18 protein-coding genes and 1 pseudogene are annotated in these 15,229 nt (G+C 69.3%); 10 read left to right on the forward strand and 9 right to left on the reverse strand.

What is annotated here, in order from left to right; translation table 11 throughout:
- A pseudogene (locus tag BN11_RS15210) lies at positions 1 to 1,477 on the forward strand (ATP-dependent DNA helicase); the annotation flags it as partial.
- A 115-nt stretch (positions 1,478 to 1,592) separates the two neighbouring features.
- On the opposite strand, the gene BN11_RS15215 reads toward BN11_RS15210, so the two are convergent.
- From BN11_RS15215 to BN11_RS15225, 5 genes are all read right to left on the reverse strand, one after another.
- Complete coding sequence (locus BN11_RS15215; protein ID WP_048699079.1) at positions 1,593 to 1,982, reverse strand: hypothetical protein; 390 nt, start codon at positions 1,980 to 1,982, stop codon at positions 1,593 to 1,595.
- Between the two features lie 47 nt (positions 1,983 to 2,029).
- Positions 2,030 to 2,161, reverse strand: coding sequence for a hypothetical protein (locus BN11_RS25640; RefSeq protein WP_268807128.1), 132 nt, complete (start codon positions 2,159 to 2,161; stop codon positions 2,030 to 2,032).
- Between the two features lie 334 nt (positions 2,162 to 2,495).
- On the reverse strand, positions 2,496 to 2,891 hold the full coding sequence (locus BN11_RS15220; protein WP_048699082.1) for a hypothetical protein: 396 nt from the start codon (positions 2,889 to 2,891) through the stop codon (positions 2,496 to 2,498).
- Positions 2,892 to 3,172: 281 nt separating this feature from the next.
- A complete protein-coding gene (locus BN11_RS22905; RefSeq protein ID WP_048700402.1) occupies positions 3,173 to 3,367 on the reverse strand; it encodes a hypothetical protein in 195 nt (64 codons plus the stop codon).
- A 4-nt stretch (positions 3,368 to 3,371) separates the two neighbouring features.
- Entirely contained in the window at positions 3,372 to 3,569 is a 198-nt protein-coding gene (locus BN11_RS15225; RefSeq protein ID WP_053084133.1) for a helix-turn-helix transcriptional regulator, read from the reverse strand.
- A gap of 103 nt (positions 3,570 to 3,672) precedes the next feature.
- Here BN11_RS15225 and BN11_RS15230 point away from each other — a divergent pair, with 103 nt between their 5' ends.
- The 4 genes from BN11_RS15230 to BN11_RS25310 are packed head-to-tail and all read left to right on the forward strand — an operon-like array spanning position 3,673 to position 5,200.
- Positions 3,673 to 4,152, forward strand: a complete 480-nt coding sequence (locus BN11_RS15230) for a helix-turn-helix domain-containing protein (protein WP_048699085.1) — start codon at positions 3,673 to 3,675, stop codon at positions 4,150 to 4,152.
- A complete protein-coding gene (locus tag BN11_RS25300; protein ID WP_235435505.1) occupies positions 4,127 to 4,453 on the forward strand; it encodes a hypothetical protein in 327 nt (108 codons plus the stop codon). Before BN11_RS15230 ends, BN11_RS25300 begins: the two co-directional genes overlap by 26 nt.
- Before the next feature lie 9 nt (positions 4,454 to 4,462).
- Complete coding sequence (locus BN11_RS25305) at positions 4,463 to 4,636, forward strand: hypothetical protein (protein ID WP_235435506.1); 174 nt, start codon at positions 4,463 to 4,465, stop codon at positions 4,634 to 4,636.
- Positions 4,637 to 4,651: 15 nt separating this feature from the next.
- Entirely contained in the window at positions 4,652 to 5,200 is a 549-nt protein-coding gene (locus tag BN11_RS25310) for a site-specific integrase (protein ID WP_235435507.1), read from the forward strand.
- Between the two features lie 21 nt (positions 5,201 to 5,221).
- Here BN11_RS25310 and glnA read toward each other — a convergent pair whose 3' ends face one another.
- From glnA to lipA, 3 genes are all read right to left on the reverse strand, one after another.
- Positions 5,222 to 6,646, reverse strand: coding sequence for a type I glutamate--ammonia ligase (gene glnA / locus BN11_RS15240; RefSeq protein WP_048699088.1), 1,425 nt, complete (start codon positions 6,644 to 6,646; stop codon positions 5,222 to 5,224).
- A gap of 187 nt (positions 6,647 to 6,833) precedes the next feature.
- Positions 6,834 to 7,553, reverse strand: coding sequence for a DUF4191 domain-containing protein (locus BN11_RS15245; RefSeq protein ID WP_048699092.1), 720 nt, complete (start codon positions 7,551 to 7,553; stop codon positions 6,834 to 6,836).
- 19 nt (positions 7,554 to 7,572) lie between these two features.
- Entirely contained in the window at positions 7,573 to 8,595 is a 1,023-nt protein-coding gene (lipA, locus tag BN11_RS15250) for a lipoyl synthase (RefSeq protein WP_048699095.1), read from the reverse strand.
- 217 nt (positions 8,596 to 8,812) lie between these two features.
- On the opposite strand from lipA, the gene BN11_RS15255 reads away from it, so the two are divergent.
- Positions 8,813 to 9,415, forward strand: coding sequence for a hypothetical protein (locus tag BN11_RS15255; RefSeq protein ID WP_048699097.1), 603 nt, complete (start codon positions 8,813 to 8,815; stop codon positions 9,413 to 9,415).
- A 314-nt stretch (positions 9,416 to 9,729) separates the two neighbouring features.
- On the opposite strand, the gene lipB is transcribed toward BN11_RS15255, so the two are convergent.
- Positions 9,730 to 10,368, reverse strand: a complete 639-nt coding sequence (gene lipB, locus BN11_RS15260) for a lipoyl(octanoyl) transferase LipB (protein ID WP_048700400.1) — start codon at positions 10,366 to 10,368, stop codon at positions 9,730 to 9,732.
- A gap of 100 nt (positions 10,369 to 10,468) precedes the next feature.
- Here lipB and BN11_RS15265 point away from each other — a divergent pair, with 100 nt between their 5' ends.
- The 4 genes from BN11_RS15265 to BN11_RS24005 all read left to right on the forward strand — a co-directional run.
- Positions 10,469 to 11,254 carry an alpha/beta hydrolase gene (locus BN11_RS15265; RefSeq protein WP_048699100.1) on the forward strand — a complete coding sequence of 262 codons (786 nt, stop codon included), beginning with the start codon at positions 10,469 to 10,471 and terminating at the stop codon, positions 11,252 to 11,254.
- 91 nt (positions 11,255 to 11,345) lie between these two features.
- Positions 11,346 to 13,442, forward strand: a complete 2,097-nt coding sequence (locus BN11_RS15270) for an MMPL family transporter (protein ID WP_235435508.1) — start codon at positions 11,346 to 11,348, stop codon at positions 13,440 to 13,442.
- Complete coding sequence (locus BN11_RS15275) at positions 13,439 to 14,266, forward strand: LLM class flavin-dependent oxidoreductase (protein ID WP_048699102.1); 828 nt, start codon at positions 13,439 to 13,441, stop codon at positions 14,264 to 14,266. The genes BN11_RS15270 and BN11_RS15275 overlap by 4 nt, the downstream gene beginning before the upstream one ends.
- A 146-nt stretch (positions 14,267 to 14,412) precedes the next feature.
- On the forward strand, positions 14,413 to 15,229 hold an 817-nt coding region (locus BN11_RS24005), incomplete at its 3' end, for a hypothetical protein (RefSeq protein ID WP_048699105.1).

The following is a 15,229-nucleotide window of genomic DNA, read 5'->3' on the forward strand; positions in this document are numbered from 1 at the left end:
CGCCGCGGTCAGCGACCTCGGCGGCACGCAGCGGCCGGGTCAGACCCAGATGGCGCAGGCGGTGCTCGACGCCGTCGACAAGGAGGAGCACCTGCTCGTCCAGGCCGGCACCGGCACGGGCAAGTCCCTCGGCTACCTCGTCCCGGCGATCCTGCACGCGCAGCGCAGCGGCAAGCCCGCCATCGTCGCCACGGCCACCTTGGCCCTCCAGGGGCAGATCATCGATCGCGACCTGCCGCGGCTGGCCACCGCCCTGGCCCCGATCCTCGGGCGGCGCCCGACCTATGCCCTGGTCAAGGGCCGCCGCAACTATGTCTGCCTGCACAAGCTCGAGGGCGGCTTCCCCGACGAGGACGAGGGCCTCTTCGACGTGGGGGAGGCCGATGCCTCCGCAGGCCGGCTCGGCAAGGAGGTCGTTCGCCTGCGCGAATGGGCCCAGGAGACCGAGTCCGGTGACCGCGACGAGCTCGTCCCGGGTGTGTCCGAGCGGGCCTGGCGCCAGGTCAGCGTCGCCGCCGAGGAGTGTCTCGGCTCGCGCTGCCCGCTGGCCGGCGAGTGCTTCGTCGAACGCTCCCGGGCCGCCGCCAAGGATGTCGACATCGTCGTCACCAACCACTCCTTCCTCGCGATCGACGCCCTCGAGGGGCGCTTCATGCTCCCCGAGCACGACCTCCTCGTCATCGACGAGGGCCACGAGCTCGTCAAGCGCATCACCTCGACGATCACCGACGAGCTGACACCCGGCATGATCCGGCGCGCGGCCCGCCGGGCCCGGTCGGCCGACTCCGCGGAGGTGCTCGAGGACTCCGCCCTCGTCCTCGAGCGCACCCTCGAGGCGCTTCCCGAGGAGCGGCTGACCGCCATCCCCGAGCAGCTCGCCCTGGCCCTCGCGACGGTGCGCGACAGCGCGCGCGGGGTCCAGAGCGAGCTCAAGCCGAAGCCGGGGGAGACGGCCGACGGCGCGAGGCAGGTCGCCATCGCCGCCGTCGACGAGGTCTTCGACACCAGTGCCCGCATGCTCGAGGAGCGCGAGCTCGACGTGCTGTGGAATCGCGTCGACCCCCGGCGCGGTGCGGTGCTCTGCGTCGCCCCGATGAGCGTGGCCATGCTCGCGCGCGAGAAGATCTTCCAGGAGCGCACCGTCGTGCTCACCTCCGCCACCCTGGCGCTCGGGGGCACCTTCGACGCGCTCGCCGGCACGATGGGGCTGCGGGGCCAGGGCGCCCCGCCCTATCGCGGCCTCGACGCCGGCAGCCCCTTCAGCTATGCCGAGCAGGGCATCGTCTATGTCGCCGCGCACCTGCCGGCGCGCGGCCAGGGCGGCCTCACCGAGCCGATGCTCGACGAGATCGAGGCGCTCGTGCGCGCAGCCGGCGGGCGCACGCTGGGCCTCTTCTCCTCCATGCGCGCCGCCCGCGACGCCGCCGAGGCGATGCGGGACCGGTTGGGGGAGAGCGAGATCCAGATCCTCTGCCAGTCTCGGCGTCGGGAATCAGGTAGAGACCCTCCTCGATGACCACCGGGTCGACGGCTTCGCGGGTGAGGCGTTCGACCACCTGGGCAGTGGCGGTGGTGATGGTTTCGGTCATGGTTCAGCCTTTCGGGGTGTCGACGATTTCGCCGGTGGCGGGGTCGACGCCGGCGGGTGGGGGGACTTCTCGGAGTTGGGTGTCCCACGACAGTTGCCGCGGGTCGTTGCGGTGGAGGCCGCCGTCTTTGTCGGAGAAGTAGACGGAGGCGGTGCGGTCGAACTCTGGCAGTTTGAGGTTGATGGAGTCCTTGACGATCATCGTGTGTTCGTCGGCGCCTTTCATGGGTTCGACGGAGATGGTCAGGCTGATGCTTCCTTTCTTTCCGGTGTCTTTGACGCGGCGGACGAGTTCGGCGAGTCCGTCGCTGAGTTCGGAGGCGGTGCGGCCTTCGGATTGGGTGGCGAGCCAGACGAGGAAGTCTTGCGGCTGTTCCGCGGGCGTTGCGGTCATGGTGTGTTCCTTTCGGTGGTGGGTTGTGTTGCGGGGGTTCGGGACGGTCATTGTTCGGCCCGCCAGTGGCCGATTCGTGAGCTGATGGTGGTGTGGTGCAGCCCTTGGGTGCGGGCGATGTCGGCCCACGGCATGCCCTGCTGGTGGAGCCGGATGGTTTCTTGGGTGGAGGCGCACACTGGGGAGCTAGTGCGGCCCGTTGGATGGGGCCTCCCCCCAGGGTGCGGGCGGCGCCGCGAGCTCGGTTGCACGGGCCACAGACGACGTCCACGTCGCTAAGGCGGATCGCGAGGCCTTCGGCGTGCCGCTGCCAGGCTTGGGGGCTGTGGTCGGCCTGCAGGTCGTCGGTGGACCCGCAGTCGCTGCAGAACGGTTGTAGCCGGCGGGCGCGTTTGCTTAGGGCTCGCCAGTGGTGGTCGTATCCCTCGTCCTGGGCGGTGGGCTTGGGGAGTGCGTGCAGGGTGCAGCGTGGGCCGTCGCTCGGCTCGCCGCAGATGAGGCAGGGGCGCAGGGTCATGACGCCTCCCGCTGCAGGTTCATCAGGACCGAGTCGAGGACGACACTCGCATACGGTTTGTGCTCCATGCCCATGTTCCTGGCCTCGGCTCGGACGGCCCGATATGCCTCGGGCACGGGGCAGTCGAGCGCCTTGGCAATCTCGGCGATCTTCTGGTCTGTTTGTTCCCAGGAGCGCCGCATAGTCTCGGCGCTCTCTCGGTCTCGCACGTTCTGCGCGTTGCGTTCCTGGCAGTAGGTCGTGAAGTTCCGGCCGAGGTCGCCGGCCTCGTCGCACGCGCGTAGCCACGGGATCGCGGCTTTGACGTTATTTTCAGCGAGGAAGTCGGCCAGGTATTTGTCGACCATGAAGAAGAAGTCCTCGTCGTCTTCGAGCCCGGCCTCGACGGCCACGGCTCGTTCGACGATGGCGCGCGCGGACGAAGAGGAAGAGGGATTAGTTCTGGGATAAGTACTGAGGTTGGGTCTTTCTCCCGTACCCCTGGCGTCGGGAGAAAGACCCCTGGCGTCGGGAGAAAGACCCCTGGCGCCCGCCAGGGGTCTGTCTGGCGTACTGCTGGAATCCGTCAGGGGTCCGTCTGGCGTACTGCTGGCGCCTTCGGGAATTACAAGCTCGTAGACGTCGGCGCGGTGCTGTCGAGCCTTCTCGCGCACGACAAGCCAGCCGGCTTCGACTAGGCCCTACGTGCCCGGATCGCAGCGTCACGAGACAGCCGGGTGCGCTCGATCAAGCGATCGAGCGTGACCCACGCGGTGCGGCCGTCGCGCGCGTGGTCGGCGTAGACGGCGGCGACGAGGGTGGGGAGCGGCTTCAGGTCCGAGGACCAGACAGCTTCCATCCAGGTTGTGCGCCACCAGAGGTCGGTCAAGGGGTCAGGCCTTGACCTGCTCGGCGTTGTACTGCTCTTCGAGCCAGGCCAGAACGTCGGAGCGGCGGTACATGACCCGGCGCGCGCCCAGGCGGAATCCCTTGGGGCCGGTGCCCTGGTGGCGCCAGTAGCGCAGGGTGCCGACCGGAGTGTGCAGCAGCTCGGCGGCCTCGGCCGTGGTCGGGAGCGGGTCGGGGTTCATCCGTCCCATCCTTTCTGTGGTTGACGGTCTAACACGAGTGAGTATAACACTAGAATTGTTGGTATGCCTAGCGGAGTTACAACACGTCGTGTTAACGTGAGCCGTGGCCGATAGCGACGAGGATCTCTACCCACCCGAGACGACCGACGACATGGAGGTCTTGGCCTTCAACGTCGCGCGCCTGAGGAAGCGATTGGGCATGTCCCAGACGGCGCTAGCACAAGCCATGCAGGAGCAAGGACTTTCGCACTGGCGGCAGAACACGGTGTCGCGCGTGGAGACCGGTAAGCAGGAGCTCAGTGTGCGCGAACTGCGGGCGCTGGGGGAGATCCTCGGTCCGGTCCTGGGCGGCACGGACTTCGCGGGGACGCTTGCCCAGGCCGCGCGCGGGACTCTGAATGCGATGCTGGTGCTACACCTGCGTCGACTGCATCTTGCCCTCGACAAGTCGATGACGGAGTTGGCGCAAGCCGATGCTGAGATTCGTTGGCTAAGAACAGCCTTCGACGATGACTACGAGCCCACCGAGCAAGAGCTGGAGGGGAGGGGCGAGGGCCTTGGCGAGCATCACGAAGAGGCCTGACGGCGTCTGGCGGGCTCGCTACCGGGACGCGGCCGGCAAGGAGCACGCGAGGCATTTCCGGCGCAAGGTGGAGGCGCAGGCCTGGCTCGACGGCGTGACGGCCTCGCTGGTCCGGGGCGACTACGTCGACCCGCGGGATGCCCGCAAGACGGTGGGGGAGTGGTGCGACGAGTGGCTGGCCGGCTACGCAAGCCGCCGCGCGTCGACCGTGCGCCAGGCCAAGGTTCAGATCCGGCTGATCCGGGCCGAGTTCGGCGACGTGCCGCTCGTGGCGGTGAAGCCGTCAGCCGTCAAGGCGTGAACGGCTCGCTTGAAGGCCGAGGGCCTGTCCGACTCCTACGTCTACGCGGTCTACCGCCGGCTCGCGCAGATCATGGGCGACGCGGTCCACGATGGGCTGATACCTCGGTCGCCGTGCTCGCGCAAGACCTCGCCGGGCCAGGTCGACCAACGGCCCTACGTCGCCACGACGGCCCAGGTCTAGGGGTTGTTCGATGCGATGCCCGATCACCTTCGGCCGGCGATTCTGCTGGGCGCATTCGCCGGGCTGCGGGTGTCGGAGGCGGCGGCGCTGCGGGTCAGTGACGTCGACTTCATGCGGGGCCTGATTCAGCCGGCCATGCAGTATCCGGCCGAGCCGCTGAAGACCGAGGAGAGCCGGCGTGCGATTCCTATTCCTCGGGAGTTGTCGCTCGAGCTCGCGGGATTCGTGGAGCGGTTCGGCGGTGAGTTCGTCGTGACGAACGAGATCGGCCGGCAGGTGTCGCCGTGGACGATTGAGCGGGCCGTCCGCGCGCGCCGCGCCGGCGTCGATGGCCTCCCAGACGGGTTCCGCTTCCACGATCTGCGGCACTTCTACGCCTCGCTGCTGATCGGCTCGGGGCTCGACGTCAAGGTCGTGCAGGCGCGGTTGAGGCACAAGAACGCGACCACGACTCTGCGGACCTACGCGCATCTGTGGCCGGATACGGACGAGTCCGCACGAGCGGCCGTCGCTGTGGTTCTGGCTGCTCGTGCGGACTCGCTGCGGACTGAGGGGGTGTTCTAGTCCTCTGACCTGCGGTTTTGCTCAGAGGTCGAAGTACATCTCGAACTCGTGGGGGTGGGGGCGGAAGCGGATCGGGTCCACCTCGTTCTTGCGCTTGTACTCGATCCACGTCTGGATCAGGTCCTCGGTGAAGACGTCGCCCTCGAGCAGGAACTCGTGGTCGGCCTCGAGAGCGTCGAGCACCTCGGGCAGGGAGCCGGGGACCTGCTTGATCTCCGCGTGCTCCTCCGGGGGCAGCTCGTAAAGGTCCTTGTCCACCGGCTCCGGCGGCTCGATGCGGTTCTTGATCCCGTCGAGGCCGGCCATCAGCTGCGCGGCGAACGCGAGGTAGGGGTTGCACGAGGGGTCCGGGATGCGGAACTCGATGCGCTTGGCCTTGGGGGAGGCGCCGGCGATCGGGATGCGGATGCAGGCCGAGCGGTTGCGCGCGGAGTAGACCAGGTTGACGGGCGCCTCATACCCCGGCACCAGGCGGTGGTAGGAGTTGACGGTCGGGTTGGTGAAGGCGAGCAGCGCGGGAGCGTGCTTGAGCAGCCCGCCGATGTACCAGCGGGCGAGGTCGGAGAGGCCGCCGTAGCCCTTCTCGTCGTAGAAGAGCGGCTCGCCGTCCTTCCACAGGGACTGGTGGGTGTGCATGCCCGAGCCGTTGTCGCCGAAGATCGGCTTCGGCATGAAGGTGGCCGTCTTGCCGGCGTCCCATACGGTGTTCTTGACGACGTACTTGAACTTCATCATGTCGTCGCCGGAATGCAGCAGCGTGTTGAACTTGTAGTTGATCTCCTGCTGGCCCGCCGAGCCGACCTCGTGGTGGCTGCGCTCGACGGTCAGGCCGACCTCCTTCATGTTGAGGCAGATCTTGTCGCGCAGGTCGGCGAAGTGGTCGACCGGCGGGACGGGGAAGTAGCCGCCCTTGACCCGGGTCTTGTAGCCGCGGTTGCCGCCCTCCTCCTCGCGGCCGGTGTTCCACGCGGCCTCGACGGAGTCGATGAAGTAGTAGCCCGCCTGCGGCTTGGTCTCGAAGCGCACGTCGTCGAAGACGAAGAACTCGGCTTCCGCGCCGAAGTATGCGGTGTCGGCGATCCCCGTGGACTTCAGGTAGGCCTCGGCCTTGATCGCGATATTGCGCGGGTCGCGGCTGTAGGGCTGGTCGGTGAAGGGGTCGACGATCGAGAAGTTCATGATGAGGGTCTTCTCGGCCCGGAACGGGTCGAGGTATGCCGTCGCCACGTCCGGCACGAGCTTCATGTCGGACTCGTGGATCGCCTGGAAGCCACGGATCGAGGAGCCGTCGAAGGCCTGGCCCTCGGTGAAGAAGTCTTCGGTGAGCGACTCGGCGGGCACATTGAAGTGCTGCATCACGCCGGGCAGGTCGCAGAAGCGAATGTCGACGAACTTGACGTCCTGGTCCTTGAGGAACGCGAGGACTTCGTCAGCGGAGCTGAACAAGAGGGACCTCCTGTGAGGGTGGATGGGCGCGTCTCGCCGGCCCGTGCGTTGCTCGCCACCCTACGAGGGCCGCATTAATGGAATTTCACCCAGTTGTTTCCGGCGTGTTACGCGGACCGCCCCATCCCGAAGAGTGAGATGAGGCGGTCGTATGCCGGGCAGCAGGGCTCGCAGAGTGCCGTGGGGCCTACCGCCCGCGCAGTTGGCGTCGGTCCATGCGGGCCTTGGTGGGGTCGACACCGGCAGGGATGCCCTGGCGGATGCCCGGGATCGACTTCAGGCGTTTGTTGACCGCGGACATCTCCTCCTTGGTCAGCGTGCCCTTGAGCTTGGTCATGGTGCGCGTGAGCTTGCGGGCGCTGACCTGGCCGTCGTCGTCACCGACATACAGCTGGTGGATCGGGACGCCGGGGGCGACCCGGGCGACCTTCTTGACCTCTTTCTCCATCAGCTTCTTCGCCCGCGGCAGCGGGCCCTCGCCGATGAGCACGACACCCGGGGCGCCGAGGGCGCGGAAGATCATCGCGGCGTTGGCGATCTCCTGCGGGCGGGCGACGTCGGCGGCGACGGGTTCCTGGTCGTAGTACCAGCCGCGCCGCAGCATCGACAGCGCTCCGACGCTCTGCCCGGCCTTGCCCTGCATCGCCCCGAAGGCGGCCTTCTCGCCGCGCCGGGAGAGGGTGATCATCGCGGCAAGTGCGGCGATCGGCAGGCCGATGAAGACGAAATAGATCGGGTGGTCGACGAGGAAGCCGATGATCACGAAGAGCGCCAGCACCCCGATGAAGACGCCGAGCAACCACCAGGTGATGGACGGATCCATCGACTTGACCGCCTTGTAGACGGAGGCGATCTGCTTGAAGGGGTTGCTGCGCTGCTTCTTCGGCGCCGCCGGATCCTTGGCCATAGCTCCCAAGGATACGGTCCTAGGCGCCGGCCTTCGCACCTCCGGCGAGCAGCGTCGCCGCCTCCTGGCGCGCCGGCTCGCCCGCCTCGCCCAGGTGCGCCAAGTGCGGCGGTATGCCGCGGCCGGACTTGGTCATCGCGCTCGCCCACAGCCGCCCGGCCCGGTAGGAGGAACGGACCAGCGGGCCGGCCATGACGCCCTTGAAACCCAGCCCCTCGGCATATCCGCTCCAGTGCACGAACTCCTCCGGCTTGACCCACCGGTCGATCGGGTGGTGGCGGGGGGAGGGGCGCAGGTATTGGGTGATGGTCAGGATGTCGCAGCCCGCGGCATACAGATCCTCGATGGCCTGGGCGATCTCCGCCTCCTGCTCACCCATGCCGAGGATGAGGTTGGACTTGGTGACCAGCTCGGCCTCGCGGGCCATCGTCAGCACGCGCAGGGATTTCTCGTACGTGAAGGCCGGGCGGATCCGCTTGAAGATCCGCGGCACGGTCTCGAGGTTGTGGGCGAAGACCTCGGGGCGGGCGTCGAAGACCTGCCCGACGAGCTCGGGTTGGGCGCCGAAGTCGGGCGGCAGGATCTCGACGCCGGTGTTGGGATTGAGCGCGTGAATCTGGCGCACGGTCTCGGCATACAGCCACGCCGCGCCGTCGGGCTGGTCGTCGCGGGCCACCCCGGTGACCGTCGAATAGCGCAGCTCCATGGTGGCCACCGATTCCGCCACCCGGCGCGGCTCGTCGCGATCGAGCGGCTGCGGCTTGCCGGTGGCGATATCGCAGAAGTCGCACCGGCGGGTGCAGGTGTCGCCGCCGATGAGGAAGGTCGCCTCGCGGTCCTCCCAGCACTCGAAGATGTTGGGGCAGCCGGCTTCCTGGCAGACCGTGTGCGTGCCGGCGCCCTTGACGAGGGCGTTGATCTCGGTGAACTGCGGGCCCATCTTCGCGGTCGTGCGGATCCAGCTCGGTTTGCGCTCGATGGGCGTCTCGGCGTTGCGGGCCTCGACCCGCAGCAGCTTGCGTCCTTCGGGGGCGATCGTCACTCGCTTAGCCTACGTCGCCCGGGGTCGACCTGGGCGCGGCGAAATTGGGGTGGGCTGGTTCCGCCGCGTGGCGTTGGGCCCAAAGGATGTTCACAGGGCCGGACCCGAATCCACAGCCCGCCGAAGGCTCGTGGTCAGGCCACCCCTAGGTCCGGCGCCCAGTCTCTTGGGCCAGAGGTCGGCACCGGGCCGGCCGAACACGACAGGAGTTGCCTCCATGGCACGCAAGAGCACGATCATCACCAGCGCCGTCGGCGCCGCCGCCGGGCTGGTCCTCGCGGGTGGCGTCGTCCTGGCCGCCAACGCCGACGACACCACGACCACCGCTCCCAGCACGAGCACCTCGCAGGGCGCGAACACCGACTCCGGGCTCCCGGGGCTGAACCAGCAGGGCACGACCGACCTGGGGGCAGCCGGCCAGCAGGGGCAGATGGGCCCGGGCGGTCACGGCGGCCAGCCGGGCGATGGTCAGATGGGCGGTTCGCAGGACACCGCGATCACCGGCGACGAGGCCGACAAGGTCGTCGCCGCCGTCCAGGCCAAGGATTCCGCCGCCTCGATCACCGAGGTGCGCAAGGACCCCGACGGGTCGTATGACGCGCTCGGCACCAAGGACGGGTCGCCCGTCTTCTTCGAGGTGAGCGCCGACCTGGCCACGATCACCGAGAACACCGGCGGCGGCATGGGCGGTCACGGCGGCCAGCTGGGCGGTCAGCCGGGTCAGGCTCCCGACGGCACCTCGCAACAGGGCAGCAGCCTCGACCCGAACACTTCCGGATCGGCGACCAGCGACTCCACCGCCGCCAACGGCACGACCTGACCGCGCCCCTCCCCCCACCACCCTTCCGACACGACAACCGTTTCCGACACGCCAACCGTTTCCGACGCGACAACCCTTCCGACACGACACAACCCTCCCGGCACGACCATCCCGTCACGACATGGGCGATCGACATCGAGCGATCGCCCATGTCGCGTCAGCAGCGACTCTCTCGCGTCAGAACCTGGGCGTTCCGGGCCCCGAGACACCCCAACTTGTGACCGGGGCGGCCGTGCGCGCGGCATACCGCAGCGCGTGCGGCGTGCGCGAGCTCGCGGCCTCCACGCCGAGCCGCATCCCGCCGCCGCCGGGAGTCAGGAGAGGGTGAGGACCTCGGCGAGGTGTTTCTCGGTATACGGCAGCACGTCCGCAACCGTGATCTCGCGGCCGGCCTCGATGGACAGCGAGGAGACGCCCGCGTCAGCGATGCCGCACGGGACGATCACGCTGGCCCAGCCCAGGTCGGGGTTGGCGTTGAGGGCGAAGCCATGCATGGTGACGTTCTGGCTGACCCGCACGCCGATGGCCCCGAGCTTGCGGTCTGGGTCGCCGATGCCGGTGCCGACGATCCACACGCCGCTGCGCCCGTCGACCCGGGTGACCTCGACGCCGAAGTCGGCGCACGTGCGGATCATGACCTCCTCCAGCCGTCGGACGTGGGCCACCACGTCGACCGGGTTCGGCAGCCGGACGATCGGGTAGCCGACCAGCTGCCCCGGGCCATGCCACGTGATCTTGCCGCCCCGGTCGACATCGATCACCGGAGTGCCGTCGAAGGGCCGTTCCAGCGGCAGCGTGCGCTTGCCGGCGGTGAACACGGCCGCGTGTTCGAGCAGCAACACCGTGTCGGGCAGCGACCCGTCGACGACCTGCGCGTGGACCTCCCGCTGGTGATCCCAGGCGGCCAGGTAGTCCACGAAGTCGGGGTCGAAGCCCAGGTGCTCGAAGCGCATGACAGCCACCGTATGCCGTCGTGGCCCGGGTTGTCTGCCCGCTCGATTAGGGTGACTCACCTGCTGACACGTGAACTCACCGAGGACAAGGAGCCGGCCCGTGGCCGTCGCGACGATCAACTGCTTCTCCGATGTCCTCGAGGTGGGAGTCACCTTCACCGTCGTCCTGCCCCAGGTCACGCAGGCCCAGGTCGGAGTCGAGTCCGTCGAGCGGGTGGGCGACCCGCCGGTTCTCTATCTGCTGCACGGGCTTTCGGACGACCACTCGGCGTGGACGCGCTACACGAGCGTCGAGCGGTATGCCGACGCCCGCGGGCTCGCCGTCGTGATGCCGGCGGTCTCGCGCAGCTTCTATGCCGACGAGGCCGGGGGACACCGCTACTGGACCTTCGTCAGCGAGGAGCTGCCGCAGCTGGTGCGGACCTTCTTCCGGGTCAGCACCGATCCGGCGCAGACGTTCGTCGCCGGGCTGTCGATGGGTGGCTACGGTGCGCTGCGGCTGGCGTTGACCTACCCCGAGCGGTATGCCGCGGTCGCCTCCCTCTCGGGGGCTGTGGACGTGCGGGCCCTCATGCGCGAGCCCGGCCGAGCTCGCCTCAACGAGGTGATCTTCGCCGGAGAGGTGCCGCCGGAGGCGGATCTCTTTTCTCTCGTCCGCAGCGGACGATCGTTGCCGCCCATGTGGATCGGTTGCGGCACCGAGGACATCCTCTATCCCATGGTGCGCGACTTCGAGGCCGCGGCGCAGGGCGTGGGCGCCGACGTCACGACCCTCTACGAACCGGGTGATCACGTCTGGGAGTTATGGGACGCTCAGCTGCCGGTCGTTCTCGACTTCCTGCTCTCCCATGGGGATTCGGCGCGTTCCTCGGTCGCTGCGCGATGAGCCGGCGGGTCGGGAGCGGGGGAGCGCACGCCATACCGCAGCAACGACGCACCCGGCGGCCGCGGCTCGTCGCGGCCCTCGTCGTCCTGCTGTGGCTGGCTTGGCCGAGGTCCAGAAGAACGACAACGCCTCGTTCGTGCCGGCCACGGCCGAGTCGACCGAGGTGGCCGACTTCGTCCAGAGGGCGAGCGCGAACAACGACCTGCCCTACCTCCTCGTCCTCGAGTCACCCACGGCCATCACACCCGCCCAGCAGGCGGCCGCCGCCGCCCTAGTGCAGAAGCTGCCTGCGGCACCCCTTGACAAGCTCGGGCCAGGGCGCACGATCGGCGAGTTCATCGGCTCCCCCACCAGCGCGCCCATCCCGAGCCAGGACGGCAAGGCACTCCTCGTCGTGCTCAACCTCGACAACGCCAAGGCCGACGACACGATCAACAAGACCACGCCGCTCTATGAGACCGCACTCGAACTGCGCACGCTCCTGGACACGGACCTCAAGGGGACCGGCCTGACCGGTCACGTCGCCGGTCCGGGTGGGCTGCTGAGCGATTTCGTCACGGCCTTCGAGGGTATCGACGGCGTGCTGCTCCTCGTGGCCCTGGTCGTGGTGCTGCTCATCCTGCTCGTCGTCTATCGCAGCCCGATCCTGCCCTTCGCGGTGCTGATCTCCGCCGTCTTCGGGCTGGCGCTTGCCGCGCTGGCGGTCTTCCCGCTCGCCAAGGCCGGCCGGATCGACCTGTCCGGTCAGTCCCAGGGCATCATGTTCATCCTCGTCGTCGGCGCCGCGACCGACTACGCATTGCTGCTCGTGTCCCGGTTCCGGGAGGCCCTGCACGACACCGACGACACCTGGGACGCACTGCGCTCGGCCTGGCGCGGTGCGGTCGAGCCGATCCTCGCCAGTGGCGCGACGGTCATCCTCGGCCTGCTCTGCCTCATGCTCTCCGACCTGGGCAGCACGGCAGGGCTGGGTCCGGTCGGCGCCCTGGGCATCGCCGGGGCCATGGCCGCGTCCTTGACCTTCCTCCCGGCGGTCCTGTTGCTCGTCGGCCGCCGCATCTTCTGGCCGGTGGCGCCCAAGCTGGATCACCGCCACCTCGAAGACGCGCTCGAGACCCGCGGCGTGTGGGGCCGGGTGGCCAAACTGGTCGGCACCCACCCGCGCCGCACGTGGGTGATCACCCTGGCCGGCCTGCTTGCCTTCGCCGCCTTCATCCCGACCTTCAAGGCCGACGGCCTGTCCGCCGACGAACTCTTCCTGACCGATGTGCCGTCGGTGGAGGCGGGGGAGGCGCTGGCGCGGCACTATCCCGCCGGTGCCGGGTCGCCGGTCCAGATCGTCGTGCCGCAGCCGCAGGCGGAGGCGGTCGTCGAGCGTCTTCGCACCGAGGCGGACGTCCAGGACCCGTACGTCGGTCTCGTGCCCGGCGCCCCGCCGGTCGCCGTCGACGGCAAGCACATCGTGCAGGCCACCCTGGCGGTCCCCGCCGACTCGCCCGAAGCGACCGAGGTCGTCAGGCGTCTGCGGGCCGATCTGGACGCCGTCACCCCGGACGCGCAGGTCGGCGGCAGCACGGCGGTCAGCCTCGACGTCCTCGACGCCACCGAACGCGACCTGCGGGTCATCATCCCGGCGATCCTGATCGTCATCTTCATCGTGCTCGCCCTGCTGCTGCGCTCGCTTGTGGCCCCCGTCCTGTTGGTCGTGGCCAATGTGGTGTCGTTCGCGGCCACCGTCGGGGTGGCGGCCCTGGTGTTCAACCACATCCTCGACTTCCCGAACTCCGACCCGGCGACGCCGCTCTACGGGTTCGTCTTCCTGGTCGCCCTCGGTATCGACTACTCGATCTTCCTCATGACTCGAGTCCGCGAGGAGGCCCAGCGGCGCGGCACGCGGCCCGGCATCCTCACCGGGCTGGCGGTCACCGGCGGGGTGATCACGTCCGCCGGCATCGTGCTGGCCGCGACCTTCTCCGCACTCGCCGTACTGCCGCTGATCTTCCTGGTGCAGATCGGGTTCATCGTCGCCTTCGGCGTCCTGCTCGACACCCTCATCGTGCGCTCGCTGCTGGTGCCGGCGTTGGCCTACGACATCGGCCCGCGCATCTGGGCCCCCTCGCGTCTGGCCCGTGAGGACGCCGCCGTGAGTGCGTCAACGGGCGAAGCCGCCCATCCCGACCGATCATGACGCGGCCCATCGGCGTCGGGGTCTGCATCCTCCCCGATCGCCCGTGGGCGCAGGCCCGCCAGGACTGGCTGTCGGCGGACGAACTCGGCTTCGACCACGCCTGGACCTACGACCACCTGACCTGGGGCGGGCTGCCCGACTCGCCCTGGTTCGCCGCCTTCCCCACGCTCGCCGCCGCTGCCCTCGAAACCCGCCGCATCCGCCTCGGCACCTTCGTCTCCTCGCCCAACACCCACCATCCAGCGCAACTGGTCCGCGAGAGCCTGAGCCTGCACGATCTCTCGGGTGGGCGGCTGCTGCTCGGTGTCGGCGCCGGTGGCGACACCGATGCGCGCCTCACCTCCCCGCACGTGAGCGCCGGCGCCCGCAGCGCCCGCTTCCGCGAGTTCGTCACCGTGGTCGACCGGATGCTCCGCGAGGACGGGATCAGCCACCACGGCCCCTGCTACGACCTCGACGGTGCCGGCAGCCTGCCCGGGCCACCCAACGCGGGGGAGCAGCACGGCATACCGCTGCTCGTCGCCGCCAACGGGCCCCGCGCAATCGCCCTGGCGGCCGAGCGCGGCGACGGCTGGATCACCTACGGCGGCAAGGCCGATGACGATGCAGCGTGGTGGGCCCTCGTGGCCGGCGCGGCCGGCCGCATGGACGCGGAGGTGAGCCGCGCCGGCCGCAACCGGCCGCTGCGCCGTTACCTGGGGCTGGACTCCCAACCGACCTACCCCTTCAGCAGCGCCGACTGCTTCGACGACGCCGCCGGGCGGGCCGCCGCCCTGGGGTTCACCGACGTCGTGTGCTCCTGGCCGCGGCCCGAGCCCCCCTAGGCCGGCGACATCCGGGTTGTCGAGGAGGTCGCCTCGCGACGGCGGGCGTGACCTCACCAGGAGGTTGTGGATAACTTCCGGGGGTCGAGCGGCCGGTGCGAGAGGCTTGAGGGGACGCAGCCGGCGGATCGCGGAAGGGGCAGGGGATGGACGTCACGCTCACGGGGTACCGGTTGCGGCCGGCGACCACGGCACCCGACGGATCGACCCGCTGGATCGGCGCCCGCGAGAGTGATGGCACTCGCGTCGCCGTTCTGGTGCGTCCGGGGGAGGAGGACGACCGAGCCGGGTATGCCGGGCTACACCTTCCCGGGGTGCTCACCCTCGCGGAGGTGCACGCCGTGCCGGGCGGGTGCGCGCTGCTGTATGCCGACCCACCCGCCCACACTCTCGAGGACCTGATCGCCGACGGACCGATCTGCGCCAGTGGGGTGGTGGAGGTGCTCTTGACCCTGCACGCCGCCCTGGCCGGCTTGGCCGGTCGCGGGCAGGGACACCCGGTGCTGGACGCCGGCGGGGTCTGGGTGGACGCGGACGGGTCGGTCCTGCTCGGTGATGTCGGTGGCTGGCCGGCCGACCCGGATCCCGTTGCGGCACAACGCTGTCTGCTGCAGTTGGGGACGACCCTCCTGGCCGACGTCGCGCCGCTCGACGCCGGCGTGGCCCGGCTCGGACTCGACGCCGTCGAGGAGGTCCGGCGCGAGCTGGCCGATGCGCTGGTTCGCTGGCAGCACCAGGTGGAGACCTCGGGGCAGCCACTGGATGATCTCGAGCAGCGCCTCCGGGCGGTGTGCGAGCCGGCCCCGCCCCGCATACCTGTGGAGTGGGGCCGGCAGGCGAGCGACCTGGCCGGCATGTTGCGGGCACTGGCCCGCGCAGATGACCCGGACCCCGGATCGCGGAGCCGTTTCTCTTCGGCCCGGTTCACGATCCGATCACCACGCGCCGGCGCGACCACGACCG

Origin of the sequence: Nostocoides australiense Ben110 (assembly GCF_001050535.1) — a bacterium.
GTDB lineage: Bacteria > Actinomycetota > Actinomycetes > Actinomycetales > Dermatophilaceae > Nostocoides_A > Nostocoides_A australiense.

What these genes read in the sequence shown, in the direction of transcription:
- BN11_RS15275 (WP_048699102.1), top strand. Translation starts at nt 13,439, where the DNA reads ATGACGCGGCCCATCGGCGTCGGGGTCTGCATCCTCCCCGATCGCCCG.
- BN11_RS25310 (WP_235435507.1), top strand. Translation starts at nt 4,652, where the DNA reads ATGCCCGATCACCTTCGGCCGGCGATTCTGCTGGGCGCATTCGCCGGG.
- BN11_RS15255 (WP_048699097.1), top strand. Translation starts at nt 8,813, where the DNA reads ATGGCACGCAAGAGCACGATCATCACCAGCGCCGTCGGCGCCGCCGCC.
- BN11_RS15215 (WP_048699079.1), bottom strand. Translation starts at nt 1,982, where the DNA reads ATGACCGCAACGCCCGCGGAACAGCCGCAAGACTTCCTCGTCTGGCTC.
- BN11_RS15245 (WP_048699092.1), bottom strand. Translation starts at nt 7,553, where the DNA reads ATGGCCAAGGATCCGGCGGCGCCGAAGAAGCAGCGCAGCAACCCCTTC.
- lipB (WP_048700400.1), bottom strand. Translation starts at nt 10,368, where the DNA reads ATGCGCTTCGAGCACCTGGGCTTCGACCCCGACTTCGTGGACTACCTG.
- BN11_RS15225 (WP_053084133.1), bottom strand. Translation starts at nt 3,569, where the DNA reads ATGAACCCCGACCCGCTCCCGACCACGGCCGAGGCCGCCGAGCTGCTG.